This is a genomic window from Pseudomonas sp. WJP1, from assembly GCF_028471945.1.
Taxonomy (GTDB): domain Bacteria; phylum Pseudomonadota; class Gammaproteobacteria; order Pseudomonadales; family Pseudomonadaceae; genus Aquipseudomonas.
This window is the reverse complement of sequence record NZ_CP110128.1, coordinates 1291842-1318113: the sequence shown is the minus strand read 5'-3', so window position 1 is coordinate 1318113 and position 26272 is coordinate 1291842. Positions and strand designations below refer to the sequence as shown.

The following is a 26272-nucleotide window of genomic DNA, read 5'->3' as shown; positions in this document are numbered from 1 at the left end:
AAAGCGGGTTAATCAGAAGTCGTGAGGACAGCGCTGTCTTTGAAAGCACGTTCATACCGCCTGCTTCAGGCCGTTGGCCTGCCACCAGGTGTGGGCCTGCGCGGCCAGTTCTTCAACGCTGTGGATCGAGGCATTGAGCGCCAGTGTCAGCGGCTCACCCTTGGGAGACTCGAGGGTGGCGAACTGACTTTCGATCAGGGTTGCCGGCATGAAATGACCTGGCCGATGGGAGACACGTTCGGCAGCAACTTCCGGGGTCAACTCCAGGAACACGAAGCCCAGGCCCGGCAAGGCACTGCGCAGGCGCTCGCGGTAAATGTGCTTGAGCGCCGAACAGGTCAGCACCGGGCGCTGGCCCAGGGCATCGATGCGGCGCAGTTCATCGCACAGGCTGTCGAGCCAGCCGGCACGGTCTTCATCGTTCAGGGGGATTCCCGCGCTCATCTTTTCGATATTGGCGGCAGGATGGAAAGAGTCGCCTTCAATGGCAGTGGCGCCGCTCAGTTGGCACAGGGCTTCGCTGACGCACGTCTTGCCGCAACCGGCAACGCCCATGATGACCAGGGCGGTGATGGGATGATTCATGTAACACCTCAGCGCGCAGACAGCGCTACCTTTGAAAGCTATGACACTCGATCAAAAGCAGAAGTTGCCGACGCCTTTCTTGTCATTTTGTGGGTTGCAGCATGTGTGTTCCCAACGCCAAAAAGCGAGGATCAGGCGAACCCCCGCTCACGCATTTGCAGCTGCATCGAGACAGCGCTACCTTAGTGCCTTGAATTTTGTTTGGCAAGCCGTCGATGACTCCAACTAAAAACGATAAAAATACTCGCACCACTGGCCGCCCCACCCTGAACGAAGTGGCACGCCTGGCCGGTGTCAGCCCGATTACCGCTTCCCGCGCCCTGCGCGGGGTCAGCACGGTGGCCACCGAACTGGTGGAAAAAGTCCAGAAAGCCGCGCAGGAACTCAACTACGTGGTCAACCCTGCAGCCCGTGCCCTGGCTTCGGCGCAGAGCCATTCGGTGGTGGTGCTGGTGCCGTCCTTGTCCAACCTGTTGTTCATCGACACCCTGGAAGCCATTCATCAGGTGCTGCGCCCCAAGGGCTTCGAAGTGCTGATCGGCAACTTCCATTACTCGCGCGACGAAGAAGAAAACCTGCTGCGCAACTACATGGCCTATCAGCCCCGGGGCTTGCTGCTGACCGGTTTCGACCGCACCGAAAGTTCGCGGCGGATGATCGAAGCCAGCAACATCCCGTGCGTGTACATGATGGAGCTCGACAGCGCTGCCGGGCTCAATTGCGTCGGCTTTTCGCAACTGGCGGCCGGCGAAACGGCGGCCGAGCATTTGCTCTCGCGTGGGCGCAAGCGCCTGGCCTACATCGGCGCGCAGCTGGACCAACGCACCCTGCTGCGCGGTGAAGGTTTCCGCAAGGCACTGAAAAAAGCCGGCCTCTATGACCCCGCCCTGGAGGTGCTGACCCCGCGCGCCTCGTCCGTCGGCCTGGGCGGCGAACTGTTCCTGCAACTGCTGGCCAGTCACCCGGATGTCGATGCGATCTTCTTCGGCAACGACGACCTGGCCCAGGGCGCCTTGCTTGAGGCCATGCGTTGCGCGATCAAGATCCCCGAACAGGTGGCGATTCTTGGCTTCAACGATTTGCCGATGTCGGAACACATGGTCCCGCGCCTCAGCAGCATCAATACCCCGCGCGAAGCCATCGGCCGTCGCGCGGCGGAGCAGATGCTCACACTGATGGCCGGTAATACCGTGGCCAAGCCGGTGCAGGACATGGGGTTTGAGTTGAAGGTTCGCGAGAGCACCTGAGGCTAAAATCAAGATCAAAAGATCGTAGCCTGCGCTAGCTCCTACACTTGCCTATACGCCACTCTCGTTGGAGTCGTTCCATGGAACACACACTGAAGATTCTGGGAAAAGCCTCGTCGATCAACGTCAGAAAGGTCCTGTGGACCTGCGACGAACTGGGCCTTTCCTACGAACGCGAGGATTGGGGCAGCGGTTTTGCCTCCACCCACAGCCCTGAGTTTCTCCGGTACAACCCCAACGCGCAGGTACCGGTGATCATCGATGAGGCCGGTGTGCTGTGGGAGTCCAACACCATCTGCCGCTACCTGAGCGCAAAACACCAGCATCACCACACTGAGCTGTTGCCCAGCGAACCGGCCGCCCGCGCGCGGGTGGAACAGTGGATGGATTGGCAAGCCACCGATCTCAATTCGTCGTGGAGCTATGCGTTCATGGCGCTGGTGCGCAAGGATCCGGAATTCCAGGATGCACATCGCATCGACATCAGCGTGCGCAGCTGGAACCAGAAAATGGCGATCCTCGAACATCAGCTCGCGACCACCCAAGCCTATGTCGCTGGGGCAAAATTCACCGTGGCCGACATTGTCATCGGCCTGTCGGTCAATCGCTGGCTTATGACGCCCATGGAGCGTCCAGACTATTCGGCGGTGGACGAGTATTTCAAACGCCTGGCGCAACACCCGGGTTTTCTCAAACACTGCTGCAATGGCCTGCCTTGATCGACTTTCGATAGCGGTCGAGCACTGCCGCCGGGCGGCAAGCTCTGACCGCACCCCCACCCTTCCTGCTGGGTAAAGACAACCTAACCAGTTGACTTAGTTGATATTTACGAAATAGGCATACTATTTGCTGATTGCACTGCACCGCCAATACCTACAAGGTCTGCTTATCATGTTGGTCAGTGCAAAATTAAATTTGGTAACACCGCTGCCCAAACGCCCCGGTGAAGACCCGATCGCCGAAGCCGCCGCCGGCCTGCAAAGCGTCATGACGCAGGCCCTGCAAAACAACGTGCAGGCGCAAACCACGCAAACCAGCACGCAGGTCGAGGAATCCGCCACACAACTGGCCACGCAACAGGTGAGCGAAGCCTCGCGCATCAGCGATAACGTCGATGAAGCGTTCGCCAAGACCCGCGTAGGCCTGCAAGCAACCTCCGCGCCGCTGCCTGAGGACGTCAAGGACAGGATCGGCGATGGCTCGGCGACGGCCGAATTCAAGGACTACATGAGCAAGACCCCGGAACAGCGCATGCGCGATGCGATCCTGCAAGAGATGGGCTTGACCCAGGAGGAGATCGATCAGATGCCACCGGAGAAACAGCAGGCCATCGGCGAAGAAATAGCCCAGCGCCTGCTGGACAAGACGCAGGTGGCAGCGACCGAGAAAGACCAGCGCAATGGTGAAAACACCAGCATCGTGGGTGTGGACAAACTCATCGCCTCGCTGTAACGACGCGCTGATGTTCTTTTTTTGTAGGAGCCCGGCTTGCCGGCGAAGGCGTCCGAAAGACGAGCGCAATGTTCAAGGGCGCTTTCGCCGGCAAGCCTGGCTCCTACAAGCGAAGGCGTCCGAAAGACCAGCGCAATGTTCAAGGGCGCCTTCGCCGGCAAGCCTGGCTCCTACAGGAACACATCCGAAATCAGGTGGGTGATCAGTTCAACTGCAAGGTCGAGTTGAACTGGCTGATCGCATCCACCACATGGCGCGACCCCTGCTGGATCTCCAGGATCACCTCCCCCGCCTCGTTCGCCAGTTCCACGCCCAGCCCGGTTCGACTCAGGCTCGACTGCATGCTCGACACCGCACTCAATGACAGGTCGTGGTTCTTGCGCACCACATCGACAATTTCCAGGGTGGCCTGGCTGGTGCGTGCGGCAAGGCTGCGCACCTCATCGGCTACCACGGCAAAGCCTCGCCCATGCTCGCCGGCACGGGCCGCTTCGATGGCGGCGTTGAGCGCCAGCAAGTTGGTCTGATCGGCAATCCCGCGGATGGTCTGGACGATGGTGCCGATGATGTCGGACTGTTTACTCACCGCATCGATGCTCAGCGCCGCCTGGTTCAAGTCCCTGGAGATGTCCTGGATGATCTGCACCGTCTGCTGCACCACCTCGGAGCCCTTGCGCGCGCAGGCGTCGTTTTGCACCGAAGTGCTGTGGGCCGAATCCGCCGCGGTTTGCAGGGTGGTCATCTGTTGGGTGATGTCGCTGGCGAACTTGACCACTTTGTACAGGCGGCCCTTGGCGTCGAACAGCGGATTGTAGGAGGCTTCCAGGAAGATCGTCTGACCCTGCTTGTTCTTGCGCTCGAAACGATGGGAGTGATATTCGCCGCGGTTCAGTGAGGCCCAGAAATTCCTGTAGCCCTGGGATTCCGCTTCGGCGCGATGACAGAACAGGCTGTGATGCTGACCGACAATTTCATGGAGCGAGTACTGCGTGGTTTTCAGGAAGTTTTCGTTGGCCGTGATCACCCGGCCTTCGGGGGTGAACTCGATCACCGCCATGGAGCGGCCAAGGGCGGCGAGCCTGCTTTGGTTTTCGTGTTCCTGATGAACCCGCGCGGAAATGTCAGTGGCCACCTTGATCACGCTGCGCACCTGCCTGTCGGGGCCGAACACCGGCATGTAGCTGGCTTCGAGCCAGATCTCCTTGCCGCTCTTGTTCAGGCGCAGGAAGGTTCCGCTGATCGGCTCGCCCCGGGCCAGATCACGCCACAACTTGGCGTACTCTTCACTGCGGTAAAACGCCTCTTCACAGAATATCCGGTGGTGTTTGCCGCGCACTTCATCGGCGCTGTAACCCATGGCGTTGCAAAAATTCTCGTTGGCTTCGAGGACGATGCCATCGGGGGTGAATTCGATCATCGCCATGGACCGGCTGACAGCAGCCAGCTTGGCGTTGGCTTCAGTCAGCGCGCAGCTGAAACGTTCGATTTCCAGCAGGTCAGCCTTGTGATGCAAGTTAAACATGGTCGTATCACCTATGCGCGTTTATGAAAGTTGCTGGTCTTTCAAATCCACCACTACGTTCAACAGAACAGGCACACGCGTTCCTCCAAGGAGGAGGAACCAATCAGGTGATAGGTGATGTTCGATCGGAGGGGGTCCTTATCGCGACACTCTCATCAAGACATCCTTCTCTTGATAGCCCGGGGTCGGGCCAGCCCTAACGTGCTCATAAGCGAACTCCATTTCCGGACAACTTCCTGTGCAAGTGTGTCGGTGCCTTGGGTTGCGCACTCTGGCAGCTTGGCTCGATGGACCATACACGGCGATAACGGTCGGCATGGCTGGTTAGACGTCAGCATAGCCACCGGCCTCCGGCTTGCAAGGCCACTAGTCGGCCAGTATTGAGGACAAAATCGGTTCAGCGGGGCCTGGCGCCAGCGGGCTCTTCTACTGGGCAAACAACATGAACATGGGCGCAAACGCGATGCTCATGATCCGGTCGTTGTTCTCGGTCAGTTGGCTCTGTGCATTGATCTCCGTCCAGGTGCCGATGACACGGGCATCCTCGGGAATACTGAACGGACAACAGCCCTTGCCCAGGATCACCTCCCGGATATTGCTCATCACCATGTTGCCCCGGGCGCCTGGGCCATCCACGCCAAAGATCTTTACCGAGCCGGTCTTGTTGTTGTGCTGCCAGGAGGAGACCTCGGCGCTCATACCGTAGTCGGACAGGTTGACGGGCTGGCTTTTCGCAGAACTGAGCAATGACAACTTCCTGCCCGCAAAATCCGCAGCGCTCCAGAGACAGATGTAACCATAGTCACAGGAGCGGTCTGACTGTCCTGCGTCGCCGGGCACAGGGAAGGCCAGCACGACGGCACCCTCGTCGTAAGTCACTTGGGTAGCGCTGACTTGATGCCCTCCGGACTTTGAAATGAGTTGTCGGTCGATTTGCCGTTGCACCAGGGCTTTTTGCTCAATCGTCATGGGCGGCTCAAACAAGGCATAGGGGCTGCGCTTGACCGTCGCCTGTTTCGCCGAAAAGAACAGTGCGCCGATACCGAGGCAGATTGCCACGACACCAACCAGCCATTTGCGGTTCATGTAGAGACCCCGTTCACCAGGCACGCTGAGCCCATTCAGCGTGAGCAGGAAACCAGAGTCCCTTCGGCACCTTTTATTGTCTACTGTCAGAAATAACAGGCTCGACGGATGGCGCCATCCGGCCGATTCTTGAAATAACCCCGCGTCCCGCTTGCGTGGCCCCCTCCTGCTCACTAACGTAGCGCCTTTATCGCGCGCCGCCGCCTTTACCCCGCAGGAGCTTTGCCATGGCCTCGCCAGCCCTTTCACATTTTCTACCCCGGTTCGGCGTTGCCGCAGCAGTGGCGGGTGCCTTGAGCCTGACCGGTTGTCAGAGCTTCAATACCCAGGACACTCTCCCGCCCACCTCCGGCGTACAGCCGCTCAAAGGCCTGGCGCAGAACGTTTCGGTGCGACGCAATGCCATGGGCATGCCGTTGATCGAAAGCAGCACCTTCCACGACGCACTGTTTGCCCTGGGCTATGTGCACGCCAGTGACCGCATCACGCAGATGGTCACCCTTCGATTGCTCGCCCAGGGTCGATTGGCCGAGATGCAGGGGGCGGACCTGTTGGACGCTGACCGCTACATGCGCGCGGTCAACCTGAAGAAAAGCGCCGGCGAGTTGTACAAGGCCTCTTCACCGCGGCTCAAGCGCTTCTTCGAAGTCTATGCCCGCGGGGTCAACGCCTATCTGTTCCGCTACCGCGACAAGCTGCCTGCCGACCTCGTTGCCACCGGGTACAAGCCCGAATACTGGAAGCCGGAAGATTCGGCGCTGATTTTCTGCCTGCTCAATTTCAGCCAGTCAGCCAACCTGCCCGAGGAAATTGCCTCGCTGGTGCTGGCCCAGACCGTCACCACCGACAAGCTGCCGTGGCTGACCCCTTCCGCCCCGGATGAAAAACTGCCGCTGGGCGAAAGTGAAAAGCTGCAAGGCATCAACCTCCGCGGGCAGGTTCCGGGTCTGGCTGACATCAGCAAGGCCACCGGCCAGTTGTCCGAGCTGAACCTGCTGGGCGCCACCTCATCGAACAACTGGGCCATTGCCCCGCAACGCAGCCGCAGCGGTAAAAGCCTGCTGGCCAGCGACAGCCATGGCCCGATGGGGGTGCCCGCGCTGTTTAGCTACGTGCAGATCCGCGCACCGAAGTATCAGGCTTCCGGCGTGACCGTCGCCGGCTTGCCGATGATCCTGGGCGGGTTCAACGGCAAAGTGGCCTGGAGCATGACCAGCGTCATGGGCGACAACCAGGACCTGTTCCTGGAAAAAATCAAACGCCAGGGTAACGGACTCTCCTACGAAACCGCTGGCAAGTGGCAGCCGGTGATCGTGCGCAACGAAACCTACTTCGTCAAAGGCCAGCGGCCAATACGCGAAGCCGTGTTCGAAACCCGCCACGGCCCCCTGCTCAACAGTGCCCAAAGCCTGGCCCAGGGCAGCGGTTTCGGTTTGGCTTTGCAAACACCAAGCTTTACCGACGACAAGAGCCTGGACGCCTTCTTTGATTTATCCCGGGCGCAGAACGTCGAGAAAGCCTCGGACGCCAGCCGCGAGATTCGCGCCATCGCCCTGAACCTGGTGTTTGCCGATGCCAGCAACATTGGCTGGCAAGTCACCGGCCGCTATCCGAACCGTCGCGAAGGCGAAGGCCTGCTGCCCTCGCCTGGCTGGGAAGGACGCTACGATTGGGACGGTTACGCCGACCCGATGCTGCACCCCTACGATCAGGACCCGGCCCAGGGCTGGCTCGGCACCGCCAACCAGCGGGTCATTCCCCATGGCTATGGCATGCAGCTGTCCAACTCCTGGTCGGCACCGGAACGTGGCGAGCGCCTGGCCGAGCTGGCTGGCGTGGGCAAGCACGACACCCGTAGCCTGATCGCCATGCAATACGACCAGACCACGACATTCGCCGCCAAACTGAAGAAAATGTTCGAAGCAGCGGGCATGTCTCAGCCGCTCAAGCAGGCCATCGAGGCCTTGCCTGTGGCAGATCGTGGCAAGGCCCGCGAGGCCCTGACCCGCTTGATGGCGTTTGACGGCAAGCTCGCCCCGACCTCCGCCGACGCAGCGATTTACCAGTTGTTCCTTCAGGAAAGCACTCGGCAGATTTTCCTCGATGAACTGGGACCGCAAGGCAGCCCGGCATGGCAAGCGTTCATCGCCAATGGCGCCTTGTCTTACGCGGCGCAGGCCGATCACTTGCTGGGGCGTGAAGACAGTCCGTTCTGGGATGATGTGCACACCGCGCAGAAGGAAGACAAACCGGCGATCCTCGCCCGCAGCCTGGCCGCAGCGATCACCGCAGGCGACAGTCAGTTGGGCGGCGATCACAAAGCCTGGCAGTGGGGCAAACTTCATCGCTATGAGTGGAAGAACGCCAGTGGCCAGACCGTGCGCGGTCCGCAGCCGGCCGGCGGCGACCACACCACCCTCAACACGGCCGCGTACGCCGTGGGCCAGGACTTCAGCACCACGCGGGTACCGGCCATGCGCCTGATCGTCGACTTCGGCCAGCCCGAACCGCTGATGGGCCAGATCGCCACCGGCCAGTCCGGCAACCCGGCCAGCCCGAACTACCTCAACGGTATCGAACCGTGGCTGAAGGGGCAGTACCAGAGCTTGCCGATGCAGACGGAGAACTTTGACAGGGTGTATGGAACCAAGCGCTTGACCCTGACGCCTGGAAAATAACCAGCGACACTGAACCAATGTGGGAGCGAGCCTGCTCGCGAAGAGGCCCTGTCAGTCAACATCCATGCTGACTGACACACCGCTTTCGCGAGCAGGCTCGCTCCCACAGTCGTTTCCCCATTGAACTCCGATAGAACTTCTCCCCCCGCGCCAGCCTCCTAGCTAACAAGCCCCTCCACCCGGATAACAACGTGGACCTTGTCATCGCGCGCCCCGAAGGCTTGTACTGCCCTGCCGGCGATTTCTACATTGATCCATGGCGGCCAGTCGAGCGCTCGGTCATCACCCACGCCCATGGCGACCACGCCCGTAGCGGCAACCAGCATTACCTGGCGGCGGCGCCCGGCGAAGGGATTCTGCGTGCGCGACTGGGCCAGGACATCAACCTGCAAACCCTGGCGTATGGCGAGCGGCTGGTGCATCACGGCGTCACCCTGAGCTTCCACCCCGCCGGCCACGTCCTCGGCTCGGCCCAGGTGCGCCTGGAATATGGCGGGGAAGTCTGGGTGGCGTCAGGGGACTACAAGATCGAACCCGATGGCACCTGCGCCCCTTTCGAGCCCGTCCGCTGTCACACCTTCATCACCGAGTCGACATTCGGCCTGCCGATCTACCGCTGGCAGCCGCAGGCGCAGGTCTTTGCCGAGATCAACCAGTGGTGGCAGGCCAATGCGGCGCAAGAGAAAGCCAGCGTGCTGTTCTGCTATTCGTTCGGCAAAGCCCAGCGCATTCTCCACGGCATCGATGCCAGCCTCGGCCCGATCCTGGCCCATGGCGCGGTCGAACCGCTGAACCGTGTCTATCGTGAGGCCGGGATAGAGCTGCCACCGACGCTCTACGCCGGTGATTTCAAGAAAAGCGATGCGATCCTGCGCAAGGCGCTGGTGATCGCGCCACCTTCGGCCGGTGGCAGTTCCTGGATGCGCCGCTTCGGTGACTACAGCGACGGTTTCGCCAGTGGCTGGATGCGCTTGCGCGGAGCCCGCCGGCGACGCGGCGTGGATCGTGGTTTCGTGTTGTCCGATCACGCTGACTGGCCGGGTTTGCTCTGGGCCATCGAGCAGACTGGCGCTGAACGGGTGATGGTCACCCACGGTTCCGTCGCGGTATTGGTGCGCCACCTGCGTGAACAAGGCCTCGATGCCCAGGGCTTTCGCACCGAGTACGGTGACGATGAGGAGGCCTCGACGGCCGAGGCCGAGAGCGTCGAGACGCTGCCATGAAGGCCTTCGCACAGTTGTACGCCGAGCTCGACGCCACCACGTCGAGCAACGCCAAGCTGGCGGCGATGCAAGATTACTTTGCCCAGGCCGCACCGGAAGATGCCGCGTGGGCGGTGTACTTTCTGTCCGGAGGACGCCCCAGGCAATTGGTGCCAGTGCGCGTCCTGCGTGAGTTGGCAGTCGCCTATTCCGGGCTTTCAGCCTGGCTATTCGAAGAAAGCTACCAGGCGGTGGGCGATCTGGCGGAAACCATTTCCCTGGTGCTGCCCGAGATGCCCTACCGTTCCAGCGACGGCCTGGCGGTGTGGATCGAAGAAAAACTGCTGCCATTGCGCGGCGAAACCCCGCAGCTGCTCGCCGAACGCCTGCCCGCTCTCTGGTCGCAGCTGGACCGCCCCAGCCTTATGCTGTGCATCAAATTGATCACCGGCAGCTTTCGCGTCGGTGTCTCCAAGCTGCTGGTGACCCGGGCCCTGGCCTCCATGGCTGGCCTGGACAGCAAGCGCGTGGCCCAGCGCATGGTCGGCTATACCGACCTGTCCCACCGCCCCACTGCCGCCAGCTACCTGAAGTTGATCGCCGCGCAATCCCCCGACGAGCATGCGCAAAGGGGTGGCCAGCCGTATCCGTTTTTCCTCGCCCATGCCCTGGCACAACCGGTCGAACAATTCGAAGCGCTGTTCGGTGCCACCACCCAGTGGCAGGTGGAATGGAAGTGGGACGGCATCCGCGCCCAGATCGTCAAGCGCGAGGGGCGCCTGTGGATCTGGTCCCGGGGTGAAGAGTTGGTCACTGATCGCTTTCCTGAATTTGACAGCCTGATCCACTGCCTGCCCGACGGCACCGTGATCGACGGCGAGATCGTCGCCTGGAAAGCCACTCAATCGGGCACCGAAGATGCCTTCGATCCGCCTGAGGCAAGCCCCGCCGTGCAACCTTTCGCCCTGTTGCAGCAGCGTATCGGCCGCAAAAACCTCACCCGCAAGATTCTCAATGACGTACCGGTGGTCCTCCTCGCTTACGATTTGCTCGAATGGCAAGGTGCGGACTGGCGCAACCAGCCGCAAAGCCGGCGGCGCAGTCAACTGGAGCAGGTGATCGCCCAGGCCAACAATCCACTGCTGCTCGCCTCGCCCCTGTTGACCGGCGAAGACTGGTTCGACCTCGCGCGTCAGCGGGAAGCATCGCGCAGGCTCGGCGTCGAAGGCATGATGCTCAAGGCCCGGGACGCGCTCTACGGCGTCGGTCGCACCAAGGACATGGGGGTCTGGTGGAAATGGAAAGTCGACCCGTTCAGTGTCGACGCGGTGCTGATCTACGCACAACGCGGCCATGGCCGTCGGGCCAGTCTCTACAGCGATTACACCTTCGCCGTCTGGGACGCGCCACCCGACGCCAGCCAGCGCGCGCTGGTGCCGTTTGCCAAGGCCTATTCGGGGTTGACCGATGAGCAAATGCGCCAGGTCGACAACATCGTGCGCAGGACCACGGTGGAAAAATTCGGCCCGGTGATCAGCGTCAGGCCGAGCCTGGTGTTTGAACTGGGTTTCGAGGGCATTGCCTTGTCCAAGCGGCACAAAAGCGGGATTGCGGTGCGGTTTCCGCGGATGCTGCGCTGGCGCCAGGACAAATCGGTCGAAGAGGCGGATCACTTGGGTACATTGCAGGATTTGCTCGGCTGAATGCATCTTGCGAGCGCTGCGCGGATCCAAAAAAGTGCGGGCTTTTCATGACGCCCATTTTCGTGCACTAATCCCCTCCGGCAATTTCTTGAAAAAACCTTTTAAACGCTTGTTCGGCACTATGGTTCGGAAATTGCTACTTTCTTTAGGGCTTACGCTTACCAGTAACAATAATTCTGCGCCACAAGCGCTCATATTGGTTCTTAGGGATTGAATAATGAAAAAAGCATTGCTGACCCTTTCTGCACTGGCGTTGTGCGTGGCAGCCGGTTCCGCGCTGGCAAAGGAATACAAGGAATTGCGTTTTGGTGTTGACCCTTCCTACGCGCCGTTCGAGTCGAAAGCGGCCGACGGCAACCTGGTAGGCTTCGACATCGACCTGGGGAACGCGATCTGCGCCGAGCTGAAGGTCAAGTGCAAATGGGTCGAAAGTGACTTCGACGGCATGATTCCTGGCCTCAAGGCCAATAAATTCGACGGCGTGATCTCGTCGATGACCGTCACCCCGGCCCGCGAAAAAGTCATCGACTTCTCCAGCGAGCTGTTCTCCGGCCCGACCGCCTACGTGTCCAAGAAAGGTTCTGGCGTGACCGCAGACGTCGCTTCGCTGAAGGGCAAGACCGTCGGCTACGAACAAGGCACCATCCAGGAAGCCTATGCCAAGGCCGTCCTGGACAAGGCCGGGGTGAAAACCCAGGCTTACCAGAATCAGGACCAGGTGTATTCCGACCTGACTTCCGGCCGTCTCGACGCCGGGATCCAGGACATGCTGCAAGCCGAACTGGGCTTCCTGAAGTCGCCAAATGGCGCCGATTACGAAATCAGCAAGCCGGTCGACAGCGAACTGCTGCCTGCCAAGACGGCGATCGGTATTAAGAAAGGTAACACCGAGCTGAAAGCACTTTTGGATAAAGGTATCAAAGCGTTACACGATGATGGCACCTACGCCACTATTCAAAAGAAACACTTTGGCGATCTGAACCTGTACAGCGGCAAGTAATGCCCGGCGCCCATCCCGTGATGGGCGCTTTTTTCATCCGATCAGGTTGCTGATTTATGTTCGAAAACCTCCTGCAAAATCTGGGGCTCTCCGCCTTCAGCCTCAAGGGCTTTGGCCCGCTGCTGATGGAAGGCACCTGGATGACCATCAAGTTATCGGCGATGTCGCTGCTGGTGGCCGTATTGCTCGGCCTGATCGGCGCCAGTGCCAAATTGTCGAAAGTCAAACTGCTGCGCCTGCTTGCCCAGTGCTACACCACGCTGATTCGCGGGGTACCGGACCTGGTGCTGATGCTGCTGATCTTCTACAGCCTGCAAACCTGGCTGACGTCGCTCACCGATTACATGGAATGGGAATACATCGAGATCAACCCGTTCAGCGCCGGGGTGCTGACCCTGGGCTTCATTTACGGTGCGTACTTCACCGAAACCTTCCGTGGCGCGATCCTCGCCGTGCCTCGCGGCCAGGTCGAAGCGGCCACCGCCTACGGGCTCAAGCGCGGCCAGCGATTCCGCATCGTGGTGTTCCCGCAAATGATGCGCTATGCCCTGCCAGGTATCGGCAACAACTGGATGGTCATGCTCAAGGCAACAGCTCTGGTCTCGATCATCGGCCTCGCCGACCTGGTCAAGGCTGCCCAGGATGCGGGTAAAAGCAGCTATCAACTGTTCTACTTCCTGGTGCTCGCCGCCCTGATCTACCTGGTGATCACCAGTGCTTCCAACTTCATACTGCGCTGGCTCGAACGCCGCTACGCCGCGGGTACCCGGGAGGCCGTACGATGATCGAACTCCTGCAGGAATACTGGAAACCCTTCCTCTACAGCGACGGCAACAACATCACTGGCCTGGCCATGACCCTGTGGCTGCTCAGCGCGTCGATTTTCATCGGCTTCATCGTCTCGATTCCGCTGTCGATCGCCCGGGTTTCACCGCACTTCTACATTCGCTGGCCGGTGCAGTTCTACACCTACCTGTTCCGCGGCACGCCTTTGTATATCCAGCTGCTGATCTGCTACACCGGGATCTACAGCCTGGCTGCCGTGCGCGCGCAACCGGTGCTCGACAGTTTCTTTCGCGATGCGATGAACTGCACCATCCTGGCGTTCGCCCTGAACACCTGCGCCTACACCACGGAGATCTTCGCCGGGGCGATCCGCAGCATGGCCCACGGTGAAGTCGAAGCCGCCAAGGCCTACGGCCTGACAGGCTGGAAGCTGTATGCCTACGTGATCATGCCTTCGGCCCTGCGTCGCTCGTTGCCTTACTACAGCAACGAAGTGATCCTGATGCTGCACTCGACCACTGTGGCGTTCACCGCGACCATCCCGGACATCCTGAAAGTCGCTCGGGACGCCAACTCGGCGACCTTCCTGACCTTCCAGTCGTTTGGCATCGCCGCCCTGATCTACCTGACCGTCACCTTTGCGCTGGTCGGCCTGTTCCGCCTCGCCGAACGCCGATGGCTGGCCTTCCTCGGGCCGACTCACTAGGACCCGCTTCGGGAAACAAGACAAATGCGCCACCAGATACATGACCTGCTGGCCCCAATGCCGGGGACCACACGACAGATCCACAGTTTTCACTTCGGGCCGCAATCGGCCAACGGCAAGATCTACATCCAGTCGTCCCTGCACGCCGATGAAATGCCCGGCATGCTGGTGGCCTGGCACCTCAAGCAACGCCTGGCGGAGCTGGAAGCCGCCGGCCGCCTGCGCAGCGAAATCGTCCTGGTGCCCGTGGCCAACCCGGCGGGCCTGGAACAGGTGCTGATGGATGTACCGCTGGGCCGCTATGAGCTCGAAAGCGGGCAGAACTTCAACCGCTGGTTCGTCGATTTGAGCGAAGAAGTAGGCAACGCGATCGAAGGCCAGCTCGGCGACGACCCGCAGCGCAACCTCGAACTGATCCGCGACAGCCTGCGCCAGGCATTGGCGCGGCAGACCGCCAGCACCCAGTTGCAATCCCAGCGCCTGACCCTGCAACGGCTGGCCTGCGATGCCGACATGGTGCTGGACCTGCATTGCGATTTCGAGGCTGTCGCGCACCTGTACACCACGCCCGAGGCCTGGCCGCAGGTCGAGCCGCTGGCCCGCTACATCGGTTCCCAAGCCAGCCTGCTGGCTACCGACTCCGGCGGTCAGTCGTTCGATGAGTGTTTCACCCTGCTTTGGTGGCAGTTGAAAGAGCGCTTCGGCGAGCAGTTCGACATTCCCCTGGGCAGTTTCTCGGTCACCGTCGAACTGCGCGGCCAGGGCGACGTCAACCACCCACTGGCCAGCCTCGACAGTCAGGCGTTGATTGATTACCTGATTGATTTCGGCGCGATTACCGGAGAGTCGGCGCCTTTGCCCGACCTGCCCTACCCGGCCACCCCCCTGGCCGGCGTGGAACCTGTGGCGACGCCGGTCGGCGGCTTGCTGGTGTTCAGTGCGCTGCCGGGGCAATACCTGGAAGCCGGGCAACTGATCGCCGAAATCATCGACCCGATCAGCGACCGTGTCACGCCCGTCCATTGCACGGTTGCCGGCCTGATGTACGCCCGCTCACTGCGCCGCATGGCCACGGCCGGCATGGTGATCGCCCACGTCGCGGGCGTCGAAGCCTATCGCAGCGGCTACCTACTTTCGCCTTGAGGATGCATGCTCCATGTACAAACTGACCATTGAAGGCCTGCATAAAAGCTATGGCGATCATGAGGTGCTCAAGGGCGTTTCGCTCAAGGCCAACACGGGCGATGTCATCAGCCTGATCGGCGCCAGCGGCTCCGGAAAAAGTACTTTCCTGCGCTGCATCAACTTCCTCGAACAGCCCAACGACGGTGCCATGAGCCTCGACGGCCAGGCTATCCGCATGATCAAGGATCATCACGGCATGCACGTGGCCGATCCCGATGAGTTGCAACGAATCCGCACCCGCCTGGCCATGGTGTTCCAGCATTTCAACCTGTGGAGCCACATGACGGTGCTGGAAAACATCACCATGGCCCCGCGCCGGGTGTTGGGCTGCAGCAAGCAGGAAGCCGAAGACCGTGCCCGGCGTTATCTCGACAAGGTCGGGCTGCCAGCGCGCGTAGCAGATCAATATCCGGCATTCCTTTCCGGTGGCCAGCAACAACGGGTGGCAATTGCCCGCGCGTTGGCCATGGAACCGGAAGTGATGCTGTTCGACGAACCGACCTCGGCGCTGGACCCGGAACTGGTGGGTGAAGTGCTCAAGGTGATCCAGGGCTTGGCCGAAGAAGGCCGGACCATGATCATGGTCACCCATGAAATGAGCTTCGCGCGCAAAGTGTCGAGCCAGGTGTTGTTCCTGCACCAGGGGCTGGTGGAGGAAGAAGGTGCGCCGGAGGATGTGCTGGGCAATCCGAAGAGCGAGCGCCTGAAACAGTTCCTCAGCGGCAACCTGAAGTAACCGTTCAGCCTATGAATCGGGAGCCAGGCTCACTGGCTTCCGTCACTCAAGGTACTGCGAATTCCAGCCTGAAGCTGCCGTTTTCCACCTCGATACCTTCGGCATCCAGGCCTCGGAAACTTCCGGCAAACTGTGCGTCGCCTCCTACCGCCAATTCAAGCGATCCTCGATAAAGCTCCGCCTCCGAGCCGCCCGTCACATGAACGATCATGGGGGACCGCTCACACAGCCCCAGGGCAAACCTGCCACTCTCGATGCCCTGTGGCAGATAGACGTAAAACGTTTTGTCCTGGCCATTGCTCGCGCCAAGGCAATGCAGGCCTGGCAGCTCGAAAAAGTCCAGCGTTGGCGCTGCCCGAAACGCCAGGCACTCACTCGCCGTGAGCAAATCGGCGTGCAAATGTCCTGCACGAACTGACTTCATCTGAATGCTCCTTTTCATATTCTTCGACTGGCTGTCGGCCTTTGCGAAACGCTGCCGAGCGAACGGAGCAGCGATAAAACCACGGCCTGGCGGCCCAAAGGTTTCAACGACAGACACAGTTTTTTCCGAATATGAAAAGCGCGCGGCGGGAAGTGTGCCGGCCCATTCATTTGATTAAACCTTTGCCAGGCCGGCGTGGTCATTGAAAGAAGCCTTCCAGAGCGCACGCGGCCCGAATGGGAACCCACTACGACTTCGCCAAACGCTGGTTTACCGCTCGCGACTGGAAGCCATTCGAGTTTCAGAAACAGGTATGGGTAGCCATCAAGCGCGGGCAGTCCGGGTTGCTCCATGCCAGCACCGGTGCCGGTAAAACCTACGCGGTCTGGTTCGGCGCGCTCAATCGCTTCGCACGCTGTTCACCTGCGGTTGAAACACCACGTAAACGAAAGCCCGTGGCCGAGCCCCTGACCGTATTGTGGATAACCCCGATGCGTGCCTTGGCTGCAGACACCGCCCGCGCGCTGCAAGGGCCGCTGGTCGACTTGCAGCTCTCGTGGAGCGTCGGCCTGCGCACGGGCGATACCAGCAGCAGCGAAAGGGCGCGCCAGAGCCGGCGCCTGCCCACCGCACTGATTACCACCCCGGAAAGCCTGACGTTGATGCTCGCCCGGGCCGACGCGAAAACAGCGCTCTCGACCTTGCGCATGGTCGTGGTCGACGAATGGCACGAATTGCTCGGCAACAAGCGCGGCGTGCAACTGCAACTTGCGCTCGCTCGCCTGCGTCGCTGGAACCCGCATTTGATCGTGTGGGGCGTTTCGGCGACGCTGGGTAATCAGGACCACGCCGAGCAGGTATTGATCCCACAGGGCGGCGGCATCAGCGTTCAAGGCCGGGCCGATAAAAAACTGCTGGTCGATACCTTGCTGCCGCCCGGAATAGAACGCTTCCCATGGGCCGGACATATCGGCCTGAAAATGTTGCCGCAGGTCGCCGCGCAACTGGAGGCCAGCACCAGCAGCCTGGTCTTCACCAATACTCGGGCGCAATCGGAAATCTGGTATCAGGCCTTGCTTGAGGCAAGGCCTGACTGGGCCGGGCTGATCGCGCTGCATCACAGTTCGTTGTCCCGTGAAACCCGTGACTGGGTGGAGCGCGCCCTCAAGGAAGGCCAACTCAAGGCGGTGGTCTGCACCTCCAGCCTGGATCTGGGGGTGGACTTCCTGCCGGTGGAACGGGTGCTGCAAATTGGCTCGGCCAAAGGCGTGGCGCGGCTGATGCAGCGTGCGGGTCGTTCGGGGCATGCGCCGGGGCGAATATCGCGGGTGACGCTGGTACCGACCCACAGCCTGGAGCTGATCGAAGCCGCAGCGGCACAGGACGCGGTGGCGCAGCGGCGGATCGAACCTCGAACCTCACCCCATAAACCGCTGGATGTGCTGGTCCAGCATCTGGTCAGCATGGCGCTGGGCGGTGGGTTTGTGCCCGATCAGTTGTTTGATGAGGTACGCGCCGCCTGGGCCTATCGTGATCTCAGCGAGGCGGACTGGACCTGGGCGCTGGCTTTCGTACGCCATGGCGGACTTTCACTGACAGCCTATCCGGATTACCGCCGGGTCGAACCGGATGAACAGGGAATCTGGCGTGTCCCCGATGCACGATTGGCCCGACGCCACCGCATGAGCATCGGCACGATTGTCAGCGATGCGAGCATTCAGCTGAAGTTCTGGAGCAAGGGCGGCGGTGGCAAACAACTGGGCAGTGTCGAAGAAGGTTTCATTGCACGGCTCAAGCCGGGTGACGGTTTTCTGTTTGCCGGACGGCTGCTGGAGTTGGTGCGCGTGGAAAACATGACCGCTTACGTCAAACGCAGCACCGTGAAGAAAGCCTCGGTGCCACGCTGGAATGGCGGGCGGATGCCCCTTTCCAATGAGCTGGCGCAAGCGGTGGTCGCGCGTTTCAGTGCGGCGGCGCGCGGCGAGTTCAGCGGCCCGGAAATGCAGGCACTGTGCCCCCTGCTGGAGCTGCAGCAACGCTGGTCCGGCTTGCCAACGTCGCAATCGTTGCTGGCCGAGGCGCTGAAGTCCCGTGAGGGCTGGCACCTGTTCCTTTATCCCTTCGCCGGCCGCCAGGTGCATCTGGGGCTGGGCAGTCTGCTGGCCTGGCGAGTCAGTCAACAGCAGGCCGTGACGTTTTCCATCGCCGTCAATGATTACGGGCTGGAACTCTTGAGCGCCACCCCGGTGGACTGGGCGCAAGCCTTGAATCCGGAGTTGTTGAGTGCAGAGCATTTGCTCAGGGACGTACTCGCCAGCCTGAATGCCGGAGAGCTGGCCTTGCGGCGCTTTCGGGAAATAGCCCGGATTGCCGGGCTGGTGTTCGCCGGTTATCCCGGTGCACCGAAAAGCACGCGCCAGGTTCAGGCCTCGAGCGGGTTGTTTTTCGAAGTGTTCAAACAGTACGACGCGGACAATTTGCTATTGGCCCAGGCCGGCGAAGAAGTCCTACGCGAAGAACTGGATATTCATCGCCTGGAACAGACGTTGGCACACATCAATCAATTGCATCTCGACCTGCATCACGTCAAACGCCCTACACCCCTCGGGTTTCCGCTGCTGGTGGAACGTATGCGAGAGAGTATGAGTTCGGAAAAACTCGCCGACCGCATCAGGCGCATGGTCAGCGACCTCGAGAAAACCGCCGGGACAGGGAAAGCCTGATGAGTACACCCTACCCCGTTCGACTGGCCGGCGAGGAACTTTGGCTGCTACCGGAGAAAGCCCTCTACTGGCCTGCCCAGCAAGCGCTGTTGATCGCCGACATGCATTTCGGCAAGGCCGCCGCCTACCGAAGCCTTGGCCAACCGGTCCCCCAAGGCACTACTAGCCACAATATCGCCGTGCTCGACGGACTGTTGGCCACCCTGCCCTGCCGACAGCTGATTTTCCTCGGCGACTTTCTTCACGGCCCGGGCTCCCATGCCGCCGCCACGCTCAAAGCCTTGGCTGACTGGCGAACACGCAACGCCGAGTTGGCTGTGACATTGATTCGCGGCAACCACGACAAGCGTGCCGGGGATCCGCCGGCCTCGTTGAACATTCACGTAGTGCCGGAGCCATTGCTGCTGGGGCCGTTCGCTTTGCAGCACGAACCGCAACCGCATCCGGATCGACATGTGCTCGCTGGTCACGTGCATCCAGTTTATCGGCTCAACGGTCGGGGTCGGCAAAGACTGCGGCTGGCCTGCTTCAGACTTGGCGAGGAAATCAGCCTGCTACCGGCCTTCGGCGCGTTTACCGGGGGCTATCCGGTGGAACGGGACGACCACTGTAGGATTTTCGTCATCGGCGACAACGAAATATGGCCCCTGTAGGAGCGAAGCTTGCTTCGCTCCTACAGAAGAAAAATCTCAGGCCACCGGCGCAGGAGGCGGCTCGTCGGGCAAGGTTGGCTCGCCGGGCTCGGTCGGTTGTTCGTTGGGGGTATCGGGATCAGGCTGGCCGGGGATGCCACCGGCCAAGCTGACGGGCGGGTGTGCCAACAAGGACCAGGCCAAAACGCCAACCTGATTGGGCTCAAGCCTTGCCAGTTCGGCACTTATTCTGGGATCGATCTTCATAAAGCACTCCTGGGCGATGGCCCGATCCGCCTTGCGCGAATCGGAACAGTACACTCCATAGAGTGTACGCTCGCCCAGGAATTCCCGAGGCCCATCGGACGGCTGACTCAGGTGCGTGGCAGGGTGACGCCACGCTGGCCCTGGTACTTGCCGCCACGGTCCTTGTAGGAGACTTCGCACTCTTCGTCGGATTCGAGGAACAGCATCTGCGCCACGCCTTCGTTGGCGTAGATTTTCGCCGGCAGGTTGGTGGTGTTGGAGAACTCCAGGGTCACGTGACCTTCCCACTCAGGCTCGAGCGGCGTGACGTTGACGATAATGCCGCAGCGCGCGTAGGTGCTTTTGCCCAGGCAAATGGTCAACACGTTACGCGGGATGCGGAAGTATTCGACGGTGCTGGCCAGGGCGAAGGAATTCGGCGGAATGATGCAGACGTCGCTATGGATGTCGACGAAACTGCCGGCATCGAAGTTTTTCGGGTCGACGATGGCCGAATTGATGTTGGTGAATACCTTGAAGTGATTGGTGCAACGCACATCGTAGCCGTAGCTGGACACGCCGTAGGAGATCACACGGCTCTCGTCGCTGCCGCGCACCTGGCGCTCGACGAAAGGCTCGATCATGCCGTGTTCCTGCGCCATGCGGCGAATCCACTTGTCCGATTTGATGCTCATGGCGGGTGTCCTGAATAGCGAGGTCGAAAAATTCTGTCCGGCATCTTACCGGGCGCGCCGCCGGGTTCAAAGTCCGCTCTGCAATTCTCGCCGGACAGTCAGGAATTACCTGCGCTGGCGACGAAGCGTCACACCGTCGATCCTTAAAACAGAGAAACCTTCGCAAGAAGCATTGGCACGTTCCGGAAAAAGGGTTAAGGTGGCGCCACTGTGCTGCTTGTGTCACTGAGAATCTCTACACGATATGTTGAATTTCGATCCAACCATCTACAAGAATTTTTCCTGCTCTTTGCACTCAGTCTCGGCCAGGGTTCTTCCTGAGTCGCAGTTATCTTTGTTCAAGGAGTTACACCATGTCTAATCGCCAAACCGGTACCGTTAAGTGGTTCAACGATGAAAAAGGCTTCGGCTTCATCACTCCACAATCCGGTGACGACCTGTTCGTTCACTTCAAAGCTATCCAATCCGACGGCTTCAAAAGCCTGAAAGAAGGCCAACAGGTTTCTTTCATCGCTACCCGCGGTCAGAAAGGCATGCAAGCTGAAGAAGTTCAAGTTATCTAACTTGTACTTGCTTTAGTGAAAGGCCCCGCCCTCAAAAGCGGGGCTTTTTTGTGCCCGTGTGTTTTTGCCGGGCAAAAAAAATCGCGACCCGAAAGTCGCGATTTTTTTATGCCTTACCAGGTCACGCCAAATCCGGCCGTGTATCGGGTCTTATCCAGGTCAGCATCGTCGGTCCCGTCGATAATGTCTCGCTCGGCCTTGAGGTTCAGCGACGCCCAGTCCGTGACCTTGTAACGCAGGCCCATCTCGGCATCCAGTGCATATTCGGCCACGCCGGACAGTGGTTTGCCCACCTCGCCATTGGTGAAGAACTCGACTTTCTTGCCAATGAGGTAGCGGTTGTAATCCCACTTCATGGCCACCGAATAGAAATTTTCCTTACTGCCGTCAGCGAATTGATAGTCCGTGCGGTTGACCAGCGAACCGAGCGAGAACGCACCCAGTTCGTCATCCCAGAACTGATAACCAGGACCGGTACCGACGGTACGCTGGCGGGACAGATCCTCGACCTTGTCACGCTTGTACACCAGGCGACCTTGCCAGAACCATTTTTCCGTCAGGAAACGGTCGAGGGAGTACTCTCCCCGCCAATTGTCGGTAGTGACCACGTCATCCTGGAATTCGCGGTTGTACTCGCCTTCTGCGGTATGCCGCCACCGACCATGGCGCGCCGTGGTCTTGAAGTCGATGTCGTAATCGTCGGTATCCTTGTCAGCCCGCTGATAATCCAGCGCCGCATCGATATTGCCTTTCCACACCAGATCCTCGACCACAGGCTTGGGCTTGAGGATTTGCTGCACGCTCGCCAGCTCTACCGTCTTGGGCCCGTCACCGTTTTCCAAAGTCACCTTGCCATCATCCGCCGCGTGCAGCGACTTGGCCTTCTCACCGGTGTAGGCATCCTGCTTGACCAACAGTTGCTGATCACTTTCCAGGGTCTTGACCTGCTTCCAGTCGATCGGCACCGCACCGGCGTACTCCGTCTGGACCAGCAGCTTGCCACCGTCGAACAGGATGATCTTGCCGCTCAGCTTGTCACCGTTCTTCAACCAGACGGTGTCGGCGAGCAAGGGAGTGGAGGCACTGATGACAGCGAGGCACAGCAAGGTTCTGGACAACATAAGCAAAAACGGGCTCGGGTTCGCGAAAAAAAGTCGGCATTATCCTCAGGAATAAGACCCTGGCAACGACTGACCCAACTTTTTCTATTGAGTTCATTTCTCAACTGGCAATCCAGCATTTACTCTACAGACGGTAGTGCGAACGACTTCAGGAACTGCGAACGTGATCGAGCCGAGCGAAAAACCCGAAAGTGCCGCGCAAATCCGACGCACGGCGCTCTACCTGACACTTGCGCAAGTACCCGAAGGCAAGGTCGTGAGTTATGGTCAACTCGCTGAACTTGCGGGCCTCGGACGCGCCGCTCGCTGGGTCGGGAGGACGTTGAGTCAACTGCCCGGGGACAGCAAATTGCCCTGGCACCGCGTGCTCGGTGCCGGCGGGCGCCTGAGCCTGCCCGCAGGCAGTCCCTCCGGGGACGAACAGCGCGCGCGACTACGCATGGAAGGCATCAGTGTCCTGAACAATCGTGTTGATATTCAGCGCCATGGGTGGCGCCCGGTAGAGCACAGCGGTTAGAGTGCGCGCTTTGTTTCCGTATTTCTTGAGGCAGACTCCAGCCCATGCCCCGTAAAACCTGGCGCGCCGCGCTTGCTGCCTATGCCAGCCCTTCGACGCTTGTACTGTTATTGCTGGGTTTCGCCGCCGGCTTGCCCTACATGCTGGTGTTTTCAACGCTTTCGGTCTGGTTGCGCGAAGCCGGTGTGGCGCGCGAAACCATCGGCTATGCAAGCCTGATCGGCCTGGCCTATGCCTTCAAATGGGTCTGGTCCCCCCTGCTCGACCAATGGCGCCTGCCGTTGCTGGGCAAACTCGGCCGGCGACGATCCTGGCTGGTGTTGTCGCAAGCGCTGGTCATTCTGGGCCTGGTCGGGATGGGCTTTTGTGACCCGCAAAAACATTTGTCCTGGCTGATCGCCATCGCGGTGGTCGTGGCCTTCGCCTCGGCGACGCAAGACATTGCAGTGGACGCCTACCGCCTCGAGATCGCGGATGACAGTCGCCAGGCGGCGCTCGCCGCCAGCTACATGTCTGGCTACCGCATCGCGGCACTGCTGGCCACGGCCGGCGCGCTGTTCTTCGCCGAAGGCTTCGGCTCCACCGGCTTCAACTACAAGCATTCGGCATGGGCCGGCACTTACCTGCTGTTTGGTGCCCTGATGGTCCCGGCGCTGCTCACCTCGCTGTTCATGCGCGAGCCTTCGGTGCCCCTGCGCACGCAACTGCAGGCCGGGCGCTACAGCTTCGTGCATCAACTGGCCTCGGTGTTCGTCCTGATCGTGCTGCTGGTGTCCGTGCCGGCCATGTTTACCCAGCTCTACAACACCGACTTCGCCAGCGTACTGTTCGAAGGCGAGAGCCTGCTCGACCTGCTGCTCGAAGACCGCGCGTTCCTGCGCGCGATCCTCTACACCACCCTCACCGCCCTGTGCCTGTCGGCCATGGGTCGTCGGGGCCTGGCACCGGTACTGACGCCGATCAACGACTTCATTCTGCGTTATCGCTGGCAAGCGCTGCTGCTGCTGGGGCTGATCGCCACCTACCGGATGTCCGATACGGTGATGGGCGTGATGGCCAACGTTTTCTACATCGACCAGGGTTTCACCAAGGACCAGATCGCCAGCGTCAGCAAGATCTTCGGCCTGATCATGACCCTGGTGGGTGCCGGCATGGGCGGCCTGCTGATCGTGCGCTTTGGCATCCTGCCGATCCTGTTCATTGGCGGCGCAGCGTCGGCGGGCACCAATATATTGTTCCTGTTGCTGGCCGACATGGGCGCCAACCTCAACATGCTGATCCTGACCATTTCCCTGGACAACTTCAGTTCAGGCCTGGCGACTTCGGCATTCGTCGCCTACCTGTCGAGCCTGACCAACCTCAAGTTCTCCGCCACCCAATACGCCTTGCTCAGCTCGATCATGCTCTTGCTGCCGCGCCTGATCGGCGGTTATTCGGGCGTCATGGTAGAGAAGTTCGGTTATCACAATTTCTTCCTGATCACCGCCCTGCTGGGTGTTCCGACGCTACTGCTGATCGCCTTGCACTGGTTCCAGGAGAACCGTCGCGCAGGTCCGACACCGAAACCTGAGCCGGCTCCTACCCAGGTTGTGGAAGAATCGTAGGGAACACGCGCAGAAATCCTACAGAGGACGGGGTCAATCCCGTCCTCCTGCCACCGCACCGACCGCACGCCTGTACGACAGCGGAACTCGCCCGTACAATGCTCCGTCATTTCTCGTCATCAGCAATCGATAACGGCCAACCATGCGCACCAGTCAATTTTTGCTCGCCACACAAAAAGAAACGCCTTCCGACGCGGTCGTGATCAGCCATCAGCTGATGCTGCGCGCCGGCATGATCCGCAAACTCGCCTCGGGCCTGTACACCTGGCTGCCGATGGGCTTGCGAGTGATGCGCAAGGTCGAAGCCGTCGTTCGCGAAGAAATGAACGCCGCCGGCTCGCTCGAAGTGTTGATGCCGAGCACTCAACCGGCTGAGCTGTGGCAGGAATCCGGGCGCTGGGAAGAGTACGGTCCTGAATTGCTGCGCTTCAAGGATCGCCACGGTCGCGACTTCTGCGCAGGTCCCACCCACGAAGAAGTCATCACCGACCTGATGCGCAACGAGCTAAGCAGCTACAAGCAGCTGCCGATCAACCTGTATCAGATCCAGACCAAATTCCGTGACGAGATCCGTCCACGCTTCGGCTTGATGCGCGGCCGCGAATTCATCATGAAGGACGCCTACTCGTTCCACGCTGACCAGCCATCGCTGCAGGTCACGTACGATCGTATGCACCAGGCGTACTGCAACGTTTTCACCCGCCTGGGCCTGAAGTTCCGCCCGGTTGAAGCCGACAACGGCTCCATCGGCGGCGCCGGCTCCCACGAGTTCCACGTACTGGCCGAGTCCGGCGAAGACGATATCGTCTTCAGCAACGGTTCCGACTACGCGGCGAACATCGAGAAAGCCGAAGCCGTGCCGCGTGAAACCTCGCGTCCAGCGCCAAGCGAAGAGCTGCGCCTGGTCGACACGCCAGACACTAAAACCATCGCTGCGCTGGTGGAAAAATTCAATCTGCCGATTGAAAAAACCATCAAGACCCTGATCGTGCACGCCGAAGAAGAAGGCAAGCTGATCGCCCTGATCATCCGTGGCGACCACGAGCTGAACGAAATCAAGGCCGCCAACCAGCCTGGCGTTGCCAGCCCGCTGGTCATGGCCAACGATGCCGAACTGCGCGACGCCATTGGCGCCGGCGCCGGCTCCCTGGGCCCGCTGAACCTGCCACTGCCAATCATCATCGACCGTTCCGTGGAGCTGATGAGCGACTTCGGCATCGGTGCCAACATCGACGACAAGCACTACTTCGGCGTGAACTGGGAACGCGACCTGCCGGTTCCGACCGTTGCCGACCTGCGTAACGTGGTCAGCGGCGACCCAAGCCCGGACGGCAAGGGCACCCTGGAAATCAAGCGCGGCATCGAAGTCGGGCACATCTTCCAGCTGGGCAACAAGTACAGCAAGGCGATGAAGTGCGAAGTACTGGGCGAGAACGGCAAGCCGGTCACCCTGGAAATGGGCTGCTACGGCATTGGCGTCTCCCGCGTGGTCGCGGCTGCCATCGAGCAGAACAACGACGACAAAGGCATCATCTGGAGTGACACCCTGGCGCCGTTCCAGGTTGCCCTGGTGCCACTGCGCTACGAAACCGACCTGGTTCGCGAAGCCACCGACAAGCTGTACGCAGAACTGACTGCCGCCGGCTTCGAAGTGCTGCTGGACGACCGCGACAAGAAAACCAGCCCGGGCATCAAGTTCGCGGACATGGAGCTGATCGGCATTCCTCACCGGATCGTGGTCAGCGACCGCGGCCTTGCCGAAGGCAACCTGGAATACAAGAGCCGTACCGAGGCCGAGCCGCAAGCGCTGCCGGTTGCCGACGTGCTGCCTTTCCTTCAGGCCCGTATCCGCCGCTGAA

At 60.5% G+C, this 26272-nt stretch carries 23 protein-coding genes and 2 pseudogenes; 17 read left to right on the top strand and 8 right to left on the bottom strand.

The genetic code is table 11. The features are described from left to right. Positions 1-51: 51 nt before the first annotated feature. Positions 52-585, bottom strand: a complete 534-nt coding sequence (locus OH720_RS05930) for a gluconokinase (protein WP_272604882.1) — start codon at positions 583-585, stop codon at positions 52-54. 215 nt (positions 586-800) lie between these two features. Here OH720_RS05930 and OH720_RS05925 point away from each other — a divergent pair, with 215 nt between their 5' ends. The 3 genes from OH720_RS05925 to OH720_RS05915 all read left to right on the top strand — a co-directional run bounded on the left by OH720_RS05925 (position 801) and on the right by OH720_RS05915 (position 3284). After that, positions 801-1832 (top strand): LacI family DNA-binding transcriptional regulator, encoded by a 1032-nt coding sequence (locus OH720_RS05925; RefSeq protein WP_272604881.1) that lies wholly within the window; start codon positions 801-803, stop codon positions 1830-1832. Between the two features lie 80 nt (positions 1833-1912). Further along, positions 1913-2551, top strand: a complete 639-nt coding sequence (locus tag OH720_RS05920) for a glutathione S-transferase family protein (RefSeq protein WP_272604880.1) — start codon at positions 1913-1915, stop codon at positions 2549-2551. Between the two features lie 172 nt (positions 2552-2723). Next, positions 2724-3284 (top strand): hypothetical protein, encoded by a 561-nt coding sequence (locus tag OH720_RS05915; protein ID WP_272604879.1) that lies wholly within the window; start codon positions 2724-2726, stop codon positions 3282-3284. Between the two features lie 202 nt (positions 3285-3486). Here the strand turns inward: OH720_RS05915 and OH720_RS31785 are convergent. From OH720_RS31785 to OH720_RS05905, 3 genes and pseudogenes are all read right to left on the bottom strand, one after another. Next, positions 3487-3903, bottom strand: a pseudogene (locus OH720_RS31785) (methyl-accepting chemotaxis protein); the annotation flags it as partial. 129 nt (positions 3904-4032) lie between these two features. Continuing rightward, a pseudogene (locus OH720_RS31780) lies at positions 4033-4701 on the bottom strand (PAS domain-containing protein); the annotation flags it as partial. A gap of 531 nt (positions 4702-5232) precedes the next feature. After that, entirely contained in the window at positions 5233-5892 is a 660-nt protein-coding gene (locus OH720_RS05905; RefSeq protein ID WP_272604877.1) for a peptidase inhibitor family I36 protein, read from the bottom strand. A 227-nt stretch (positions 5893-6119) separates the two neighbouring features. Here OH720_RS05905 and OH720_RS05900 point away from each other — a divergent pair, with 227 nt between their 5' ends. The 8 genes from OH720_RS05900 to OH720_RS05865 all read left to right on the top strand — a co-directional run bounded on the left by OH720_RS05900 (position 6120) and on the right by OH720_RS05865 (position 15888). After that, positions 6120-8570, top strand: coding sequence for a penicillin acylase family protein (locus tag OH720_RS05900; protein WP_272604876.1), 2451 nt, complete (start codon positions 6120-6122; stop codon positions 8568-8570). A 191-nt stretch (positions 8571-8761) separates the two neighbouring features. Then, positions 8762-9793, top strand: a complete 1032-nt coding sequence (locus OH720_RS05895; protein WP_272604875.1) for a ligase-associated DNA damage response exonuclease — start codon at positions 8762-8764, stop codon at positions 9791-9793. Next, positions 9790-11475, top strand: a complete 1686-nt coding sequence (locus tag OH720_RS05890) for an ATP-dependent DNA ligase (RefSeq protein ID WP_272604874.1) — start codon at positions 9790-9792, stop codon at positions 11473-11475. The genes OH720_RS05895 and OH720_RS05890 overlap by 4 nt, the downstream gene beginning before the upstream one ends. Before the next feature lie 217 nt (positions 11476-11692). Beyond that, a complete protein-coding gene (locus OH720_RS05885; RefSeq protein WP_008060714.1) occupies positions 11693-12475 on the top strand; it encodes a transporter substrate-binding domain-containing protein in 783 nt (260 codons plus the stop codon). 56 nt (positions 12476-12531) lie between these two features. Continuing rightward, entirely contained in the window at positions 12532-13260 is a 729-nt protein-coding gene (locus tag OH720_RS05880; RefSeq protein WP_272604873.1) for an ABC transporter permease, read from the top strand. Then, positions 13257-13967, top strand: a complete 711-nt coding sequence (locus OH720_RS05875; RefSeq protein WP_008060710.1) for an ABC transporter permease — start codon at positions 13257-13259, stop codon at positions 13965-13967. Before OH720_RS05880 ends, OH720_RS05875 begins: the two co-directional genes overlap by 4 nt. A gap of 24 nt (positions 13968-13991) precedes the next feature. After that, entirely contained in the window at positions 13992-15110 is a 1119-nt protein-coding gene (locus tag OH720_RS05870) for a succinylglutamate desuccinylase/aspartoacylase family protein (protein WP_272604872.1), read from the top strand. 13 nt (positions 15111-15123) lie between these two features. Next, positions 15124-15888 (top strand): ABC transporter ATP-binding protein, encoded by a 765-nt coding sequence (locus OH720_RS05865; RefSeq protein ID WP_272604871.1) that lies wholly within the window; start codon positions 15124-15126, stop codon positions 15886-15888. Between the two features lie 46 nt (positions 15889-15934). On the opposite strand, the gene OH720_RS05860 is transcribed toward OH720_RS05865, so the two are convergent. Beyond that, on the bottom strand, positions 15935-16312 hold the full coding sequence (locus tag OH720_RS05860; RefSeq protein ID WP_272604870.1) for a hypothetical protein: 378 nt from the start codon (positions 16310-16312) through the stop codon (positions 15935-15937). 236 nt (positions 16313-16548) lie between these two features. Here OH720_RS05860 and OH720_RS05855 point away from each other — a divergent pair, with 236 nt between their 5' ends. Both OH720_RS05855 and pdeM read left to right on the top strand, forming a co-directional pair. Further along, a complete protein-coding gene (locus OH720_RS05855) occupies positions 16549-19035 on the top strand; it encodes a ligase-associated DNA damage response DEXH box helicase (protein WP_272604869.1) in 2487 nt (828 codons plus the stop codon). Then, entirely contained in the window at positions 19035-19688 is a 654-nt protein-coding gene (gene pdeM, locus OH720_RS05850; RefSeq protein ID WP_272604868.1) for a ligase-associated DNA damage response endonuclease PdeM, read from the top strand. The genes OH720_RS05855 and pdeM overlap by 1 nt, the downstream gene beginning before the upstream one ends. Positions 19689-19724: 36 nt before the next feature. On the opposite strand, the gene OH720_RS05845 is transcribed toward pdeM, so the two are convergent. Together OH720_RS05845 and dcd are read right to left on the bottom strand one after the other, a co-directional pair. Continuing rightward, positions 19725-19934 (bottom strand): hypothetical protein, encoded by a 210-nt coding sequence (locus OH720_RS05845; RefSeq protein ID WP_272604867.1) that lies wholly within the window; start codon positions 19932-19934, stop codon positions 19725-19727. A 107-nt stretch (positions 19935-20041) separates the two neighbouring features. After that, entirely contained in the window at positions 20042-20608 is a 567-nt protein-coding gene (gene dcd / locus OH720_RS05840; protein WP_008060695.1) for a dCTP deaminase, read from the bottom strand. 353 nt (positions 20609-20961) lie between these two features. Here dcd and OH720_RS05835 point away from each other — a divergent pair, with 353 nt between their 5' ends. Then, positions 20962-21171 carry a cold-shock protein gene (locus tag OH720_RS05835; RefSeq protein ID WP_002554837.1) on the top strand — a complete coding sequence of 70 codons (210 nt, stop codon included), beginning with the start codon at positions 20962-20964 and terminating at the stop codon, positions 21169-21171. A gap of 113 nt (positions 21172-21284) precedes the next feature. Here the strand turns inward: OH720_RS05835 and OH720_RS05830 are convergent, their stop codons facing one another. Then, the gene (locus tag OH720_RS05830) at positions 21285-22292 is read right to left on the bottom strand and encodes a DUF481 domain-containing protein (RefSeq protein WP_272604866.1); all 1008 of its coding nucleotides are present in this window, start codon (positions 22290-22292) and stop codon (positions 21285-21287) included. A gap of 163 nt (positions 22293-22455) precedes the next feature. Between OH720_RS05830 and OH720_RS05825 the strand changes: the two genes are divergently transcribed. The 3 genes from OH720_RS05825 to OH720_RS05815 all read left to right on the top strand — a co-directional run bounded on the left by OH720_RS05825 (position 22456) and on the right by OH720_RS05815 (position 26271). Continuing rightward, positions 22456-22809, top strand: a complete 354-nt coding sequence (locus tag OH720_RS05825; protein ID WP_272604865.1) for an MGMT family protein — start codon at positions 22456-22458, stop codon at positions 22807-22809. A gap of 44 nt (positions 22810-22853) precedes the next feature. Then, positions 22854-24413, top strand: a complete 1560-nt coding sequence (locus OH720_RS05820; RefSeq protein WP_008060689.1) for an AmpG family muropeptide MFS transporter — start codon at positions 22854-22856, stop codon at positions 24411-24413. A 142-nt stretch (positions 24414-24555) separates the two neighbouring features. Further along, entirely contained in the window at positions 24556-26271 is a 1716-nt protein-coding gene (locus OH720_RS05815) for a proline--tRNA ligase (RefSeq protein WP_272604864.1), read from the top strand. Position 26272: the final 1 nt, after the last annotated feature.